This is a genomic window from Comamonas squillarum (assembly GCF_025309455.1).
In the GTDB taxonomy this organism is placed as follows: domain Bacteria; phylum Pseudomonadota; class Gammaproteobacteria; order Burkholderiales; family Burkholderiaceae_C; genus Comamonas; species Comamonas squillarum.
In genome coordinates this window covers 1,084,585-1,100,480 of sequence record NZ_CP104377.1, presented here as the reverse complement: position 1 = coordinate 1,100,480, position 15,896 = coordinate 1,084,585, and the positions used below count along the sequence as shown (strand labels likewise).

The window sequence follows — 15,896 nt, the reverse complement described above, 5'->3', positions numbered from 1 at the left end:
GGGCAGTGCCTGCTTAGCGGATGGCCTCAGGCGCATCCCCATCGAGCATGCGCCGGGCGATGATGACCCGCATGATCTCGTTGGTGCCTTCCAGAATCTGGTGCACCCGGGTGTCGCGCACCAGGCGCTCGAGCGGGTACTCACGAATATAGCCGTAGCCGCCGTGCAGTTGCAGCGCATCGTTGCAGACATTGAAGCCCGCGTCCGTTGCAAAGCGCTTGGCCATCGCGCAGTAGGTGGAGGCGTCGCGCGCGCCGGCATCGAGCTTGCTGGCGGCCAGGCGCACCATCTGGCGCGCGGCGACCAGCTCGGTGGCCATGTCGGCCAGCTTGAACTGCAGCGCCTGAAAGCTCGCAATTGCCTTGCCGAACTGCTTGCGCTCCTGCATATAGCGTTGCGCCTGGGTCAGGGCGCCCTGGGCCGCGCCCACGGAGCAGGTGGCGATATTGATGCGACCGCCGTCGAGCCCCTTCATCGCAATCTTGAAGCCTTCGCCCTCGCGGCCCAGCAGGTGGTGGGCGGGAATGCGCACATTGTCAAAGCTGATCGTGCGCGTGGGCTGGCTGTTCCAGCCCATTTTTTCTTCCTTCTTGCCGTAGCTGATGCCTTCCAGGTGCGCGGGCACCGCAAAGGAGCTGATACCCGAGGCACCCGATTGCGCATCGCCCGTGCGGGCCATCAGCACCAGCATGTCGGTGGCGCCGGCCCCGCTGATAAAGGCCTTGCTGCCATTGATGACGTAGTCATGGCCGACCAGATCGGCCCGGGTCTTGAGCGAGGCGGCATCCGACCCGGCGCCGGGCTCGGTCAGGCAGTAGCTGGCGAGCTTTTGGCCGCTGGCGAGCAGGGGCCCCCACTCGTCGCGAACCGCGTCGCTCGCCCAGGTGCCCAGCATCCAGGTGGCCATGTTGTGGATCGTGATGAAGGCGGTGGTGGACGGATCCACCGCGGCAAGCTCTTCGAACACCAAGGTGGCATCGAGCCGGGGCAGCGCCAGGCCGCCGGCGTTTTCGGGCGCATACAGGCCGCAAAAGCCCAGCTCACCTGCCTTGGCAATCGCCTCACGGGGAAAGACGGCTTCGGCATCCCAGTGCGCGGCATGCGGGGCGAGCTCCGCCTGGGCAAAGGCGCGCGCGGTGTCGGCAAAGGCGCGTTGGTCTTCTGATAGCTCGAAATCCATGGGCTGGTCTCCTGTCTCTTATCGTGCTGCGCCGGGCATGGGAAGCCTGGGCAGCACCGTTTTGTTGTGAACGCGGTTGGCTATGGTTTTTGCAGCGGCTCGGGCGGCGGGCCTTCGTGCAGCCAGACCATTAACTCCTTCTTGCGCTTGCCGATTTCGGCCACCAGGCATTCGTGGTAGCGGCGTGGCCAGTCGGGCTGGGCCTCGTGCGCGGCCTGCTGCTTTTTGCAGGTGGCTGCGCGCTGGCGTATCCACTCGTTCTGGTCGCGGCGCAAGGCAGGGCGCTCGTGCGCCGAGAGTATGCGCATCACATCGGCATACAGGATGTTGTTGTCGGTATCGGCTTGCTGAAAGGCCTGCACCGCGCAGGCATTGGTTTGCTCGGTGCTGCCGCCGCTCACGCAGGCCGCACCGGCCTGGGCCAGCACGGTCTGCGGGGCGAGTGCCGCCGAGGCTGCAAAAAACAGAGCCAGCAGCGCTGGGCGGGATGCGGGGGGAATAGGCATACCTGCAATCATCGCCGCAAAACAGCAGCGGCCCAGCAAAGGGCCGCAGCTGTGCTGGGCTTACTTCAGGCTGATGGTGGTGTTCACCCCATGGGCAATGGTGCTGTCGTCAAACCAGCGGGCGGTCACGGTCTTGGTCTGCGTGTAGAACATGACGACCTGCTTGCCGTAGGGGCCCAGGTCGCCGAGCTTGGAGGCGCGGCTGCCGGTGAACGAGAACAGCGGCACGGGCACAGGGATCGGCACATTGATGCCGATCTGGCCGACATCGATCTCTTCCTGGAACTTGCGCGCAGCGGCGCCACTTTGCGTGAAGATGGCGGTGCCGTTGCCATTGGGGTTGGCATTGATGAAGGCAATGGCTTCGTCGATATCGGCGGCCTCGGCAATGCAGAGCACGGGGCCAAAGATTTCCTGGTCATAGATGGCCATGCCGGGCTTGACGCCAGAGAAGACCGTTGGGCCGACAAAGTTGCCCTTTTCAAAGCCGGCGACGGCAGGCTTGCGGCCATCGAGCTCCAGCTTGGCGCCATCGGCAATGCCGCGCTCGATCAGGCTCTCCACCCGCGACAGCGCCTGGCAGGAGACGACCGGGCCCACATCGGTGCCCGCTTCGGTACCTGCAGACACCTTCAGGGTCTTGGCCTTTTCGACCAGCTCGGGGATCCACTTCTGCGCCTCGCCCACCAGCACCACCACCGACAAGGCCATGCAGCGCTGGCCAGCGGCGCCAAATGCGGCACCCGCCAGGGCGTTGAGCGACTGCTCCTTGTTGCAGTCAGGCAGCACGATGGCGTGGTTCTTCGCGCCCATCATGCATTGCACGCGCTTGCCGTTGAGCGATGCGCGGTTGTAGACATGGGTGCCGACCTTGGTCGAGCCAACAAAGCTGATCGCCTTGATATCGGGGTGGTCGCAGATGGCGTTGACCGCGTCTTCGCCGCCGTGGATGACGTTGAGCACGCCCGGGGGCACGCCGGCTTCCAGGGCCAGCTCGCACAGGCGCATGGTCACCATCGGGTCTTGCTCGGAGGGCTTGAGCACAAAGGTGTTGCCCGTGGCAATCGCCATCGGGAACATCCACAGTGGGATCATCGCCGGGAAGTTGAAGGGGGTGATGCCCGCGCACACGCCCAGCGGTTGGTTCAGGGTATAGGTGTCGACGCCATTGGCCACATTGTTGGCCAATTCCCCCAGCTGCAGCGAGCCGATGTTGGCGGCATGCTCGACCACCTCCAGGCCCCGGAAGACATCGCCTTCGGCATCGGGCAAGGTCTTGCCTTGCTCGGCCGTCAGGATGGCGGCGAGCTCCTTCATGTTCTCGCGGATCAGCTGCTGGAGCTTTAGGAAGATGCGGGCGCGCACGCCAATGGGCGTCTTCTTCCAGGTCTTGAACGCTTCCTTGGCATTGGCCACCGCGGCGTTGATTTCTTCGGGCGTGGCAAAAGGCACGCGGGCCAGCACCTGCTGGGTGGCGGGGTTGACCACATCACGCCATTGCGTGGTCTTGGATTCGACCAGCTGGCCGTTGATCAGCAGCTTGACGGTCGGCGCCAAGGTGCTGGTGGATTGCGGTGCGTTCATGGTTTGTCTCCTGGGAATCTGGGATAGAGAGAGGCGGCAGGCTGCCCGCAGGCGGCGCACCGTTGTGCACATGGTAGATGTGCGCATTCGCCCAAACAAGAGGTTGGGTGCACAGGGCTGTGCGGCGCTGCACAGTCTGCGGCTTGCAGGTGGCCTGGTGCATACTGCTTCGATCGCATGCAGCAGGGAGATTTCCATGGGTTGGTTGAACAAAATCGGTCAGCTGTTGGGCGCCAAGGCGCCTGTGCAGGGCGAACGCGCCGCGTCTGCTCTTGCGCCGGACCCCGCACCCGAGCCCACGATGGACGATTGGCAGGCCTTGTGCATGGCCCTCGGCCAAGCGCTGGCCTTGGACGATAGGGATGAACTGTGGGGCGAGGTGCGGCAGGCGATCGAGCAGCCCGCGCAGTACCTCGATCGCTTTGCCGATGAATTGGTCAACCGAGGCATGGACGAGCCCGCGCATGTGACGCCCTGGCTGGCGCTGGTCGAGGGCCTGCAACGCCGCAGCCAGAACGTCGAACTGGACTGGAAGCTGAACATGGATGACACCATCTGGGCGCTGCAGCAGCTCCGGACCGTGCAGCAGCGGGGGCTGGACCTGCAGGCGCTGGCGGGCAGCCGAGCGCTGAACCACGAGGCCTTGCAGGAGGCGGGCGACTACCTGCGTCGCCAGGGTTTGGCGCTGGTCAGTATCGACATCGATAGCGACAGCTATCCGCTGTCGGTGCTGGAGGCCAGCGCGGTTGCGCCTTTGCAGGCCTTGGCCGCGCAGGTGGGCGGTAAATTGCTGCCTTTGCACAATTAGTTGCGCAGCAGAATAACCTTTTGCCCCTGGCTGGCCTGACGCTGTTTTATCCTTGCGCACCTTCGCGGTGCGTCCGGGCCTAGGCTCGCAGGCCGCACCACCTTTCTCGCTAACGCACTGCGCTTTTTTCTCATGAGCAAACAGGCCCCAGCGGAGCAATCGGGGGCTTCGCCCGGCACCGATGACCTCCAACGCAACCTCAGCAACCGCCATATCCAGTTGATCGCCATCGGTGGCGCCATCGGCACCGGGCTTTTCATGGGCTCGGGCAAGACCATCAGCCTGGCGGGGCCCTCCATCGTGCTGGTCTACGCCATCATCGGCATCATGCTGTTCTTTGTGATGCGGGCCATGGGTGAGCTGCTGCTGTCCAACCTGCACTACAAGTCCTTCATCGATTTCTCGGACGACCTGCTGGGCCCTTGGGCCGGCTTCTTCACCGGTTGGACCTACTGGTTCTGCTGGATCATCACCGGTATTGCCGATGTGATTGCCATTTCGGCCTATGCGCAGTTCTGGTGGCCTGATTTGCCGCAGTGGGCACCGGCCATTGCCTGCGTGGCCGTGCTGCTGTCGCTCAACCTGCTGACCGTCAAGCTCTTTGGCGAGGTCGAGTTCTGGTTTGCGATGATCAAGATCGTGGCCATCGTCGCGCTGGTGGGCACGGGCCTGTACATGGTCAGCACCGGCTTTAGCTCGCCGGCCGGGCGCCAGGCGAACATTGCCAACCTCTGGAACGATGGCGGGCTCTTCCCCCATGGCGCCATGGGTTTTTTTGCCGGCTTTCAGATTGCGGTGTTTGCCTTTGTCGGTATCGAGCTGGTCGGCACCACGGCCGCCGAGGCCAAGGATCCGCACCGCACCCTGCCGCGCGCGATCAACTCGATCCCTGTGCGCATCATCATCTTCTACGTCTGCGCGCTGATCGCCATCATGGCAGTCACCCCCTGGCGCGATGTGGTGCCCAGCAAGAGCCCGTTTGTCGAGCTGTTTGTGCTCGCCGGCCTGCCGGCTGCGGCCAGCGTGATCAATTTTGTCGTGCTGACATCGGCCGCCTCGTCGGCCAACAGCGGCGTGTTCTCCACCAGCCGGATGCTTTACGGCCTGGCGCTCAAGGGCGATGCCCCGCGCTCCTTTGGCCAGCTCTCGGTCAGCAGCGTGCCCTCGCGCGGCCTGCTGTTCTCCTGCGTCTGCCTGCTGGGCGGTGCCTTTTTGATGTGGGTGGTACCCAACCTGGTGGAAGCCTTCACGCTGGTGACCACCGTCTCGGCCATCCTCTTCATGTTTGTCTGGTCGCTGATTCTGCTGTCCTACATCAGCTACCGCAAGCAGCGCCCCGCGCTGCACCAAGCCTCCCACTACCGCATGCCCGGTGGCGTGTTCATGTGCTGGGTCTGCCTTGCGTTTTTTGCCGCCGTGCTGGTGCTGCTCAGCCTGGAGCTGGACACGCGCCAGGCGCTGATCGCGACGCCGGCCTGGTTTGTGCTGCTGGGCCTGGCCTACGCCTGGCAGCGCAAGCGCGCCCAAGCCGCCTGATCGGAGCCAGGCACGGTCCCCATCTGCTGCCCCTGTTGCAAATTTGCACAATAATGCTGTGCAACATCGACAAGGGGCTGGCATGGATTGGGATCATTTGCGCTTTTTCTGGGCCTTGGTGCAGGCCGGCACCCTGGTGGGTGCGGCCAAGGCGCTGGGCGTGGAGCACACCACAGTCTCGCGCCGCATCCAGGCGTTGGAAAAGCAGCTGGGTGCGACCTTGTTCACCCGCGAGGGCAGTGGCTACAAGCTGACCGATGCCGGCCGCCAGCTGCAGCCGCGCGCCGAAGCCATGGACCAGATTGCGCGCGGCATCGCTCCCATTGCCGCGAGCCAAAGCGCCGAGACGCCCAGCGGCGTGGTGCGCATTGGCGTGACCGAAGGCTTTGGCACCCAGGTGCTGGCCAAGCACCTGGCCTTGCTGGCCCAGCGCTACCCCTTGCTGACGATCGACCTGCTGGCCGTGCCGCGCATGCTGCAGCTCTCGCGCCGCGAAGCCGATATCGTCATCTCGCTCGAGCGTCCAGTGCGCGATACCGTCGTCACCAGCCGCCTGACCGAGTACCGGCTGTACCTCTATGGCCAACGTGAATACCTGGCGCGCCACCCGCTGATCACCTCGACCGAGGGCCTGGCCAGCCACCGCTTTGTGCACTATGTCGATGACCAGCTGTTCACCAAGGAGCTGCAGTTCCTCGACAGCCTGAGCGCGCCTCAGCGCTTTAGCTTTCGCAGCACCAGCATCCTGGCGCAGTACACCGCCGTGCGCACGGGCGCGGGCTTGGGCGTGCTGCCGGGCTTTCTGGCCGACAAGGATCCCTTGCTGCAGCGCGTGCTGCCCGAGCAGGCGCAGTTCACCCGCACCTTCTGGATGTCGATGCCGCCCGAGCTGCGCTCGGTGCCGGGTATCCAGGTGGTGTGGCGCTTTTTGCAGGCCACGGTGCAGGAGCAGCAGGACCTGCTGCTGTGCTGATCGCTGGCGCATAAAAAAAACCGGCTGCCAAGGCAGCCGGTTCGTCGCGGACCAAGGAGAGGTTTACATGTTGTTGGGCAGCACGGTGACGATCTGGGGGAAGAACCAGAGAATCACCAGGGCCAGCACCATCAGCGCAAAGTAGGGTGCGCAGACGCGTGCCAGGTAGGTGATCTGCTTGCCTGTCATGCCTTGCAGCACAAAGAGGTTGAAGCCCACCGGCGGCGTGATCTGCGCGGTCTCCACGGTGATCACCAGGAAGATGCCGAACCACAGCGGATCGATGCCCGCGGCCTGGATGATCGGCAGCACCACACCCATGGTGAGCACGATGGTGGAGATGCCATCGAGGAAGCAGCCGATCAGGATGTAGAAGATGCCCAGCACGATGATCAGCATCGCAGGCGACAGGTTGAGGCTGCCGACATACTCGGCCAGCTGGCGCGGCAGGCCGATATAGCCCATCGACAAGGTCATGAAGGCGGCACCGGCCAGGATCAGCGCGATCATGCAATACAGGCGCGTGGCACCAAACAGCGAGTCCTTGAAGTTCTTCCAGGTGAGCGCCCCTTGCGCCGCAGACAGTACGAGCGAGCCCACCACGCCAATGGCAGCCGCTTCGGTCGCCGTCGCAATACCTGTGTAGATGCTGGCAATGACCGAGGCGATCAGCAGCACCACAGGAATCAGGTGGCGCGACTCGTGGAGCTTTTGCTTGAAGCTCATCGTGCTGTCGGCCTTGGGAATCTTGTTCGGGTTGAGCAGCGCCCATAACACGATCCAGCCGCTGAACATCAAAGCCAGCATGATGCCGGGCAACACGCCGGCCATGAAGAGCTTGGAGATCGACATCTCGGCAGCGACGCCGTAGACGATCAGGATGATCGAGGGCGGAATCAGCAGACCCAGCGTGGCAGGGCCGCCCAGCGAGCCGATGACCATGTTCTCGGGGTAGCCGCGCTTCATCAGCTCGGGCACATTCATCTTGCCCACAGTGGCGCAGGTCGCGGCCGACGAGCCCGACACCGCCGCAAAAATCGTGCAACCGATCACATTGGTGTGCAGCAGGCGGCCGGGCAGCAGGTTGACCCAGGGAGCCAGGCCCCGGAACATGCTCTCCGATAAATTCGTGCGGTAGAGAATCTCACCCATCCAGACAAACAGCGGCAGCGCCGTTAGGGTCCAACTGCTGGCCGAGCCCCAGATGGTGATCGCCATCGCATCCCCGGCGGCGCGGGCGGTAAAGAACTCCATGCCGAACCAGGCGACCCCGGCCAGGGTCAGGCCCACCCAGACGCCGCCGCCCAGCAGGATCAGCAGCACCACGATCAGCGCAATGCTGGCGGTAATTTCATTCATGGTGGGCGTCCTCCTTGGCCACAGGTTTGCGTTTGCCCATCAGCTCCAGCACCAGCTCGTCGCAAAAGGCGATAAAAAACACCAGGGTGCCCAGTGCCATGAAAATTTGGGGAATCCACAGCGGCGTCGCATCGATGCCCACGGAGATATCGTCGATCTCCCAGGATTGCCAGACCAGGCGTGCGGCGTAGAACGCCAAAAAGCCCGAGAGGATGGTCGCGATGCCCAGGGCAATCACTTCCATGGTTTTCAGGGCGCCACCTTTGAGCGCGCCCAGCAGCAGGGTCACGCGGATGTGTTCACCTTTTTTGAGGGTGCTGGCCAGGGCCATGAAGCCCGCTCCCGCCATGGCGTAACCGGCGTAGGAATCGGTGCCGGGGGCACTGAAGCCGATCAGGCGGCTGACCACGGTGAGCAGCACCATCACGAGGATGCCGATCATCGACAGCCCCGCCAGCCAGGCAGAGGCGTCATACAGTCCATTGAGTAGCTTGCGCATGCTTGTCATTCAAAGCAGTAAGGGTTGCTGACTGTGCAGCCCGCCAGGACCAGGCCGGTGGGCCGCAAAGACAAGGGGCCGTGGCTTACTTGGAGGCCTGGTAGGCGTCCAAAATGGCCTTGCCTTCGGCGCCGGCCTTGTCGGTCCATTCCTTGATCACGGTCTCACCGACCTTGGCCAGGTCTGCCTTGAGCTGGGCCGATGGCTGCTCGATGCTCATGCCGCCTTGCTTCAAGGTCGCCAGCGACTTGGCATCGACTTCCTTCGATTCCTTCCAGCCGCGCTCTTCAGCGGCAGCGGCAGCCTTGAGCACCGCGTCTTGCTCTGCCTTGCCCAGCGCGTTGAAGGCCTTCTTGCTCACGGTCACGGCGTTCTTGGGAATCCAGGCCTGCACGTTGTAGTAGTACTTGAGGTTTTCAAACAGCTTGTTGTCGGCGCCGGTGGCCGACGAGGTGATCAGGCCATCGACCACGCCAGTGGCCAGCGCCTGGGACAGCTCGGCCTCTTGCACGGTGGCCGGTTGCGCGCCAATCAGCTCGCCAATGCGGGCGGTGGTGGGCGAGTACACGCGCCACTTCATGCCCTTGAGGTCCGCTGCCGAGCTGATGGGCTTTTTGGTGTAGATGCCCTGCGGTGGCCAGGCCACCGAATACAGCAGCACCTGGCCTTGCTTGTCCAGCAGCTTTTGCAGCGCCGGCTTTTGGGCCTGGTAAAGCTTGAACGCTTCGTCGTAGTTGTTCACCAGGAAGGGCAGGCCGTCAACACCGAAGATCTGCGATTCGTTCTGGAAGCTCACCAGAAAGAATTCACCCATCTGGGCATTACCGGTTTGCACGGCGCGCTTGATTTCGGGCATTTTGAATAGCGATGCACCAAAATGGGGCGTGATCTTGAGTTTGCCGCTGGTCGCTGCGTCCACGTCCTTGACGAACTGCTCGTTGTTTTTGGAGTGGAAGTTAAATGGCGCATACGCGGTGGCGAAATCCCATTTGGTTTGGGCAGCGGCTGCGGTGGCAAATCCGATGCTGGCAACCAGGGTGGCGGTGGCACAAAAAACTCGACGCTTCATGACGGCTCCTTCTAGAGACAAATAGGGCGCAGCGGATGCTGCCCGGGATGAATACGATCAACAGCCACAGCAGAGCGTGCAGCAACTGCTATGCTGGTGAATTGTTTGCCAAAATTAACAGTTATTGCAAAGTCGCGCTATACGGGGTTTCAACAATAATTAAATTTTGTAGGTTTCAAATTTTCTTTTGTGGGATGTGTTATTAAAAATTGTTCAACGATTTTTGATTTTGAGCGAACACGCCCATGCATTTTGCTGTCATTGTTTCCTAGGGTTTATGCTAGGTTTGTCTGAAACTGGGGCCGATGCGCAGTTCCGGCAGCAGGGTATGCAACTGGTATCCAGAGCGGCAAAAGCCTGGCCGATACAGGTGAAAAAAAACCACCGTCGCGGCTTGCGCGCGGTGGTGGCTGGAGGGTATCAGTTAGGGCGCTCGCTGGGTCATCAGCCTTTGCTGGCGCTGTCCGTTGCGGGCTTGTCCGCAGCGCGATCGCTAGTGCTTGCCACCGCTGCAGCGCTGGTGCTGCCTGGCTTGGGCGCTTGCCAGCCGACGAATTGGGGGTAGATGGCGGCCACGCCCGCGCCATTGAAATCCCAGCCCTTGCACTGCCCCAGATGGCGCGGTGGCTGGTCCGATTGGGGGCGGGCAAAGGCCTGGTTCACGCTCTGGAAAGCGGCGGTCGCCATGTTGAACAACAGCTCGCGCATATGGGTGCAGCCCTCGATATGGCCGAGGTTGGCCTCGATGGCCTTGCGCCAACCCCGGGCCATGCAGCAGCCGACCATTTTCTGCATGGCAGGCAGGGCCAGCGGGCACTCGCCCAGTGGGTGCGCATCCATCGCGACTTCGATGGCAACCACTGTAAGTGTTGTATCAATGGTACAGCGAATCCACATATGGTGAATGGGCTCTCCGGCTTTGCGTTTGCGCTCGCCGGACAGCACCAGGTCATAGGCTTTCGTATCCACCAGCTCGCCTTCGACATCCCACAGGCCATCTTCGCGCGCAAAGCTGCGGTAGCGCACATCACGCAAATGTTTGGGGACTCGGTTGGGGACGGGAGACAAAGGCATGGAAAGAGGGTGTCGCGGTGGGATTGTTGTTGTGGATGACCCAGCTTGGTGCAGACCAGCGCTTGGTGGACGGCGCTGCGATGCCCACCGTGCTGATCACTATGGGGCTGTTGCTGCGGGCTGTCTGTGCAGCAGGTGACAGGCCGGCTGTGTGCTGCGCGCAGCCCTCCATTGTAAAAACAATCACGCCGCCGCTGCAGAGCAGGGGCGGCGCTGGGGGGGAGGGCGGGTGGATCGCCCCCAGGTCCGTATCAGCCGTGGCGGATGGCGACGGTCTTCAGCGTGGTGAATCCATACAGCGCCTCAAAGCCCTTCTCGCGGCCATGGCCGCTGGCCTTGGTGCCGCCAAAGGGCAGCTCCACGCCGCCGCCGGCGCCGTAGTTGTTGATGAAGACCTGGCCGCTGCGCAGGCGCTTGGCCACGCGGAACTGGCGGCCGCCATCGCGCGTCCAGACGCCGGCGACCAGGCCGAACTGGGTGGCGTTGGCCATCTTGATGGCTTCTTCTTCGCTGTCGAAGGCCATGGCGCTCAGCACAGGCCCAAAGATCTCTTCCTGGGCCAGGCGGTGGTCCACCGGCACATCGCGCAGCAAGGTGGGGGCCTGGTAGTAGCCGCCTTCGGGCGCCTCGTCGATGATCTGGCCTTGGGCGACGACGGAGATGCCGTCGTTGTGCGCATCGCTCAGAAAGTCCCAGACGCGTTGCTGCTGGGTCTGGCGGATCAGCGGGCCCAGGTCCAGGTCCAGGCTGGCGGGGCCAACGCGCAGCGCTTCGAAGGCGCTGCCCAGGCGAGCGAGCAGGGTTTCGTAGATGCTGCGCTCGACCAGCAGGCGCGAGCCGGCCGAGCAGGTCTGGCCGGAGTTCTGGATGATGGCGTTGATGATGGTGGGGATGGCGGCATCCAGATCGGCATCGGCGAACACGATCTGCGGGCTCTTGCCGCCCAGCTCCAAGGTGCAGGGGCAGTGGCGCTCCGCAGCCGCTTGCTCGATCAAGGTGCCGATGCGGGGGCTGCCGGTAAAGCTGATGTGGTCCACATCGGGGTTGCGCGCCAGCGCATCGCCCACCTCATGGCCAAAGCCGGTGACGATGTTGATCGCCCCGGCAGGAAAGCCCACGTCAGCGGCCAGCTGCGCCACGCGGATGAGGCTCAGGCACGCATCTTCGGAGGGCTTGACCACGCAGACATTGCCCGCTGCCAGCGCCGCGCCCACGCAGCGGCCAAAAATCTGCATCGGGTAGTTCCAGGGCACGATGTGGCCGGTCACGCCATGGGGCTCGCGCCAGGTCAGCACGCTGAAATCGTTGGGGTAGGGAATGGTCTCGCCATGCAGCTTGTCGGCCGCGCCCGCATAGAATTCGAAATAGCGGCCCAGGGCCAGCGCATCGGCCTTGGCCTGCTTGGTCGGCTTGCCGCAGTCGCGCTGCTCGATGGCGGCGAGTTCGTCGGCGTGCTCAAGCACCTTGGCCGACAGGCGCATCATCAGGCGGCTGCGCTCGGCCGGGCTGGTCTTGCGCCACACGTTGTCGTAGCACAGGCGCGCAGCTTGCACCGCGTGGTCCACGTCCTCCGCATTGCCGCGCTGGATTTCATCAAAAGGTTGGCCGTCCGAGGGGTCAATGACAGGGATGGTCTTGCCCGACAGCGAGGGCACAGAGGCGTTGGCGATGTAATGCAATTGCATGGCGTGGTTCCGTTATGGGTGCAATAGGCGGCAGAGTCTGCCAGGCGGCAGGCTCGAAACGGCCCCCACGATAGCGCAGGAATGGGGCTGCGCCTACGGGGATGAGCCCGCGGTTGTCACGGGTTTGACCTCCCCATTTGCCCAGGCGCTAGGCATTTTTTGGCCAATGGCTGGCCAATGCACCTAAAATCACGGGGTTTTGCCGCTGGCGGGCCGCTCGCGTGCTGTCGGCCCTCCATTCAATTGACCTCATAGGAATCGCATGTCCTTCGAAAAACTGACCCCTGGCTCCAAGGCCCCTGATGTCTTCAATGTTGTGATCGAAATCTCGGCCAACTCCGCTCCTGTGAAGTACGAAGTGGACAAGGATTCGGGCTGCGTGTTCGTGGACCGCTTCCTGGGTACCGCCATGCACTACCCGGTGAACTACGGCTATGTGCCCCAGACCCTGTCGGGTGACGGCGACCCCGTGGACGTGCTGGTGATGACGCCTTTCCCCCTGCCTACCGGCGTGGTCGTGCCTTGCCGCGCGATCGGCATCCTGCACATGGAAGACGAGTCCGGCGTGGACGGCAAGGTGCTGGCCGTGCCCACCCAAAAGCTGCTGCCTGCCTACGACAAGATCAACCACCTGAGCGACATCCATGACCTGGTGCTCCAGCAGATCTCGCACTTCTTCGAACACTACAAGGACCTGGAAAAGGGCAAGTGGGTGAAGGTGCTGGGCTGGAAGGGTGTGGACGAAGCCCACAAGGAAATCGTGGACGGCATCGCCAACTACAACAAGTAAGCAGACGCCGCCTGCTGGGGCCCTGCGGCCCTGGCCGGGCAACGCTGACGAAAGCCGGTTTTTAACCGGCTTTTTGTTTTGGGGCGACGCGCCAGGCGCTAAGCTGGCGGGCATATAAAAGCGAAGGAGCGAGCAAGTGGCCGATATTGTCGATTGCGTGGTGATTGGTGCGGGTGTGGTGGGGCTGGCTGTTGCCCGCGAGCTGGCCTTGGCCGGGCGTGAGGTGCTGGTGCTGGAGGCGCAGGACGCCATTGGCATGGGCACCAGTTCGCGCAACAGCGAGGTGATCCATGCGGGCATCTACTACGCCCAGGGCTCGCGCAAGGCGCGCTGGTGCGTGGAGGGCAAGGCCTTGCTGTATGCCTACTGCCAGGAGCGCGGTATTGACCACCAGCGCTGCGGCAAGCTGATCGTGGCCACGTCGGAAGCGCAACGCGCCAAGCTGCAGGACATTGCCCGCCATGCCGCTGCCAACGGGGTGGATGACCTGGTGCCGCTCAGCCGCGAGGAGGCCAGGGCCATGGAGCCCGCGCTGGAATGCGTGGCCGCGCTGCATTCGCCCAGCACCGGCATTGTCGACAGCCACGGGCTGATGCTGAGCCTGCAAGGCGATCTGGAAAACGCCGGTGGCATGGTGGTGTTCAACAGCCCGCTGGCCACTGCCCGTTGCGAGGAGGGCGGCATCGTTCTGCGCACCGAAGACGGCACCGAGCTGCAGGCCAGGACCGTGGTCAATGCCGCAGGTCTGTGGGCGCCTGACTTGGCGCGCAAGTTTGCAGGCGCTGATCTGTCGCAGCTGCCAGTCGCCCACTACGCCAAAGGCAATTACTTCACGTTGGGTGGCCGCGCGCCATTCAAGCAGCTGATCTACCCCGTCCCCGAGGTGGGCGGCCTGGGTGTGCACCTGACCCTTGACCTGGGCGGCCAGGCCAAGTTTGGCCCGGATGTGCAATGGGTGGACAGCGCCGATGACCTGGTGGTGGACCCGGCACGGGGTGAGGCCTTTTATGCTGCCGTGCGCCGCTACTGGCCTGGCCTGCAAGATGGCGCGCTGGTCGCAGGTTACGCCGGTATCCGGCCCAAGATCACTGGCCCGGGCGCGCCCGATGCCGATTTTGTGCTGCAAGGGCCCGAAGTGCATGGCGCGCCGGGCCTGTTCCACTTGCTGGGCATCGAATCGCCCGGGCTGACCAGCTGCCTGGCCATTGCCAAGGCGGTCAATGAGGCGGTGGCCCAGGAAGCGGCTTGACCGCCGTCAAGGGGCAGACGCGCAGGACCTTCGATGCGCACATAAATGCGACAAAAGCCACAGTTTGACGGCGATAGTCGGAATCTTCTGACAGGTAGGGGTGCATATCGGAACCCGGGGCCGCAGCTTTCTCCGTTAACATGTAACGGAGCGAATGCCATGCAGCAGCCAGCCTTGGCTGCGCAGGGCGGATGCGGAACTTTCCTGTAGCCTGACCAAGAAAAGGATGATGAACATGCGTAAATCCAATTTGCTGAGCGATACCGTTGAGAATGCCCAGGCTGATCTGGAAAAACTGGTGAGCGATCTGCGCGGCGTGCTGTCGAGCAAGGACCTGGACGGCGTGCCCGACATCAAGCAACTGCGCCAACGCCTGGAAGACAGCGCCGGTGATGCGCGTGAGGGCGCCGTGCGCGCGGCCCAAGAAGCCGCCCGCCAGGCCAAGGAAGCTGCGCTGGCTGCTGACCGCTACGCCCATGACGAGCCATGGCGTGTTGCCGGTGCAGCGCTGGCCGTCGGCGCGTTGATCGGTTTTATCTTCTCGCGCCGCTAAGCTGAGCCCGAAGCCAGCGTGGGCCCCATGGCCGCGCTGGCAAGGCCCGCCGGGCCGACACCAAGAACAAGGGGCACGCAGGTGCCCCATATGCACGAGGAGAGTCCATGAACTGGTTGTCTGTGCTGGGCGTCGATGACATGCTGGCGCGTTTTCGCGCCTTGCTGTCGGAAAGCGCCATAGCGGCTGAAGACCGAATGGATCTGCTGGCCATTGAATGGCAGGAGCAGAAAAAGAACCTGATCTGGCTGGTCCTGATGGGTTTGGTGGTCGCGGGTCTGACCATTGTGGCCCTGACGGTGCTCTCGGGCGCCATCATCATTTCGTTCTGGGATACGCCCAACCGCATGCTGGCCACCTGGTTGGTCGCCGGTGTCTGGCTGGTGCTGTGGCTGGGTGTGCTGGCCTTTTTGTACCTGACCACGAAGAAGGCGGCCAACCCCTTCCAACTGACCAAGACCGTGCTGCGCCAGGACTGGCAAGCGGTCAAGGGCCGTCTCAAGTAATGCAGGGGACCCAAGCGATGATCAACCCAAGCAAAGACGCGGAGCTGCAACTGCTGCAGGCCACAGACCCTGAGGCCCGGGAAGTGCTGCTGCGCATCCAGAACCAGCGCGAGCGCCTGGATGGCCGCCGCCTGGCGCGTGAACAAGCCTTGGCGCTGCGCCGCGATGCCACCGGCGGCCAGCACCACCCCATGGCCTATGGCACGCTGGCCGAGCGCCTGATCAGCTTTGGCCGCGAGCATCCGCTGGTCTGCGCTGGCCTGGTCGGCGCCGGCTTGCTGCTGGGGCCGCGCAAGCTCATTCGCATGGCCACCATTGCGATGCCGATTGTGATGAAGCTGCGCCGCAACCACTGAGTGGCGTCTTGCGCGGTGCCTCCGCGCTGCGATCGCGCTGCTCGGTATCTACCGACCCCCTGAGACCGCCATGCCGCGATGCATGGCGGTTTTTTTGTGCCACATCGGCCTACGCATATTCCCGAAGATAGGGACTGCCCGCTTGCTGCCGGCGATCGCGTGGCGAAAA

General features: G+C 63.3%; 16 protein-coding genes. 8 read left to right on the top strand and 8 right to left on the bottom strand.

Annotated features, from left to right (window positions below; all coding sequences use genetic code 11):
- Window positions 1–13 precede the first annotated feature (13 nt).
- The 3 genes from N4T19_RS05135 to N4T19_RS05125 form a co-directional block, all read right to left on the bottom strand.
- Window positions 14–1,180 carry an acyl-CoA dehydrogenase family protein gene (locus N4T19_RS05135; protein WP_182341590.1) on the bottom strand — a complete coding sequence of 389 codons (1,167 nt, stop codon included), beginning with the start codon at window positions 1,178–1,180 and terminating at the stop codon, window positions 14–16.
- An 80-nt stretch (window positions 1,181–1,260) separates the two neighbouring features.
- On the bottom strand, window positions 1,261–1,686 hold the full coding sequence (locus N4T19_RS05130; RefSeq protein ID WP_182341588.1) for a lysozyme inhibitor LprI family protein: 426 nt from the start codon (window positions 1,684–1,686) through the stop codon (window positions 1,261–1,263).
- Window positions 1,687–1,746: 60 nt separating this feature from the next.
- Complete coding sequence (locus N4T19_RS05125) at window positions 1,747–3,270, bottom strand: CoA-acylating methylmalonate-semialdehyde dehydrogenase (protein ID WP_133856063.1); 1,524 nt, start codon at window positions 3,268–3,270, stop codon at window positions 1,747–1,749.
- A 196-nt stretch (window positions 3,271–3,466) separates the two neighbouring features.
- Between N4T19_RS05125 and N4T19_RS05120 the strand changes: the two genes are divergently transcribed.
- The 3 genes from N4T19_RS05120 to N4T19_RS05110 all read left to right on the top strand — a co-directional run bounded on the left by N4T19_RS05120 (window position 3,467) and on the right by N4T19_RS05110 (window position 6,587).
- Window positions 3,467–4,078: a DUF6630 family protein gene (locus N4T19_RS05120; protein WP_182341586.1), complete on the top strand. Its 612-nt coding sequence runs from the start codon at window positions 3,467–3,469 to the stop codon at window positions 4,076–4,078.
- A gap of 132 nt (window positions 4,079–4,210) precedes the next feature.
- The gene (gene cycA / locus N4T19_RS05115) at window positions 4,211–5,614 is read left to right on the top strand and encodes a D-serine/D-alanine/glycine transporter (protein ID WP_182341584.1); all 1,404 of its coding nucleotides are present in this window, start codon (window positions 4,211–4,213) and stop codon (window positions 5,612–5,614) included.
- A gap of 82 nt (window positions 5,615–5,696) precedes the next feature.
- Complete coding sequence (locus N4T19_RS05110; RefSeq protein WP_021025105.1) at window positions 5,697–6,587, top strand: LysR family transcriptional regulator; 891 nt, start codon at window positions 5,697–5,699, stop codon at window positions 6,585–6,587.
- Window positions 6,588–6,650: 63 nt separating this feature from the next.
- Here N4T19_RS05110 and N4T19_RS05105 read toward each other — a convergent pair whose 3' ends face one another.
- The 5 genes from N4T19_RS05105 to N4T19_RS05085 form a co-directional block, all read right to left on the bottom strand.
- A complete protein-coding gene (locus N4T19_RS05105) occupies window positions 6,651–7,946 on the bottom strand; it encodes a TRAP transporter large permease (RefSeq protein ID WP_182341582.1) in 1,296 nt (431 codons plus the stop codon).
- Entirely contained in the window at window positions 7,939–8,445 is a 507-nt protein-coding gene (locus tag N4T19_RS05100; protein WP_182341580.1) for a TRAP transporter small permease, read from the bottom strand. Before N4T19_RS05100 ends, N4T19_RS05105 begins: the two co-directional genes overlap by 8 nt.
- An 85-nt stretch (window positions 8,446–8,530) precedes the next feature.
- Window positions 8,531–9,514, bottom strand: coding sequence for a TRAP transporter substrate-binding protein (locus N4T19_RS05095; RefSeq protein WP_116927684.1), 984 nt, complete (start codon window positions 9,512–9,514; stop codon window positions 8,531–8,533).
- Between the two features lie 444 nt (window positions 9,515–9,958).
- Window positions 9,959–10,588, bottom strand: coding sequence for a DUF2889 domain-containing protein (locus N4T19_RS05090; protein WP_182341577.1), 630 nt, complete (start codon window positions 10,586–10,588; stop codon window positions 9,959–9,961).
- 251 nt (window positions 10,589–10,839) lie between these two features.
- A complete protein-coding gene (locus N4T19_RS05085; RefSeq protein WP_116927686.1) occupies window positions 10,840–12,273 on the bottom strand; it encodes an aldehyde dehydrogenase family protein in 1,434 nt (477 codons plus the stop codon).
- A 262-nt stretch (window positions 12,274–12,535) separates the two neighbouring features.
- On the opposite strand from N4T19_RS05085, the gene ppa reads away from it, so the two are divergent.
- From ppa to N4T19_RS05060, 5 genes are all read left to right on the top strand, one after another.
- Window positions 12,536–13,063, top strand: a complete 528-nt coding sequence (gene ppa / locus N4T19_RS05080; RefSeq protein ID WP_116927687.1) for an inorganic diphosphatase — start codon at window positions 12,536–12,538, stop codon at window positions 13,061–13,063.
- A gap of 136 nt (window positions 13,064–13,199) precedes the next feature.
- Window positions 13,200–14,312 (top strand): NAD(P)/FAD-dependent oxidoreductase, encoded by a 1,113-nt coding sequence (locus N4T19_RS05075; protein WP_260719613.1) that lies wholly within the window; start codon window positions 13,200–13,202, stop codon window positions 14,310–14,312.
- 235 nt (window positions 14,313–14,547) lie between these two features.
- Entirely contained in the window at window positions 14,548–14,865 is a 318-nt protein-coding gene (locus tag N4T19_RS05070) for a DUF883 family protein (protein WP_043338381.1), read from the top strand.
- Window positions 14,866–14,972: 107 nt separating this feature from the next.
- Window positions 14,973–15,371, top strand: a complete 399-nt coding sequence (locus tag N4T19_RS05065; RefSeq protein WP_021025096.1) for a phage holin family protein — start codon at window positions 14,973–14,975, stop codon at window positions 15,369–15,371.
- Window positions 15,372–15,388: 17 nt separating this feature from the next.
- On the top strand, window positions 15,389–15,727 hold the full coding sequence (locus N4T19_RS05060) for a hypothetical protein (protein ID WP_133248230.1): 339 nt from the start codon (window positions 15,389–15,391) through the stop codon (window positions 15,725–15,727).
- The last annotated feature ends 169 nt before the right edge of the window (window positions 15,728–15,896 follow it).

Coding starts and splice junctions, on each gene's coding strand:
- N4T19_RS05135 (WP_182341590.1), bottom strand. CDS start 1,180: ATGGATTTCGAGCTATCAGAAGACCAACGCGCCTTTGCCGACACCGCG.
- N4T19_RS05130 (WP_182341588.1), bottom strand. CDS start 1,686: ATGCCTATTCCCCCCGCATCCCGCCCAGCGCTGCTGGCTCTGTTTTTT.
- N4T19_RS05125 (WP_133856063.1), bottom strand. CDS start 3,270: ATGAACGCACCGCAATCCACCAGCACCTTGGCGCCGACCGTCAAGCTG.
- N4T19_RS05120 (WP_182341586.1), top strand. CDS start 3,467: ATGGGTTGGTTGAACAAAATCGGTCAGCTGTTGGGCGCCAAGGCGCCT.
- cycA (WP_182341584.1), top strand. CDS start 4,211: ATGAGCAAACAGGCCCCAGCGGAGCAATCGGGGGCTTCGCCCGGCACC.
- N4T19_RS05110 (WP_021025105.1), top strand. CDS start 5,697: ATGGATTGGGATCATTTGCGCTTTTTCTGGGCCTTGGTGCAGGCCGGC.
- N4T19_RS05105 (WP_182341582.1), bottom strand. CDS start 7,946: ATGAATGAAATTACCGCCAGCATTGCGCTGATCGTGGTGCTGCTGATC.
- N4T19_RS05100 (WP_182341580.1), bottom strand. CDS start 8,445: ATGCGCAAGCTACTCAATGGACTGTATGACGCCTCTGCCTGGCTGGCG.
- N4T19_RS05095 (WP_116927684.1), bottom strand. CDS start 9,514: ATGAAGCGTCGAGTTTTTTGTGCCACCGCCACCCTGGTTGCCAGCATC.
- N4T19_RS05090 (WP_182341577.1), bottom strand. CDS start 10,588: ATGCCTTTGTCTCCCGTCCCCAACCGAGTCCCCAAACATTTGCGTGAT.
- N4T19_RS05085 (WP_116927686.1), bottom strand. CDS start 12,273: ATGCAATTGCATTACATCGCCAACGCCTCTGTGCCCTCGCTGTCGGGC.
- ppa (WP_116927687.1), top strand. CDS start 12,536: ATGTCCTTCGAAAAACTGACCCCTGGCTCCAAGGCCCCTGATGTCTTC.
- N4T19_RS05070 (WP_043338381.1), top strand. CDS start 14,548: ATGCGTAAATCCAATTTGCTGAGCGATACCGTTGAGAATGCCCAGGCT.
- N4T19_RS05065 (WP_021025096.1), top strand. CDS start 14,973: ATGAACTGGTTGTCTGTGCTGGGCGTCGATGACATGCTGGCGCGTTTT.
- N4T19_RS05060 (WP_133248230.1), top strand. CDS start 15,389: ATGATCAACCCAAGCAAAGACGCGGAGCTGCAACTGCTGCAGGCCACA.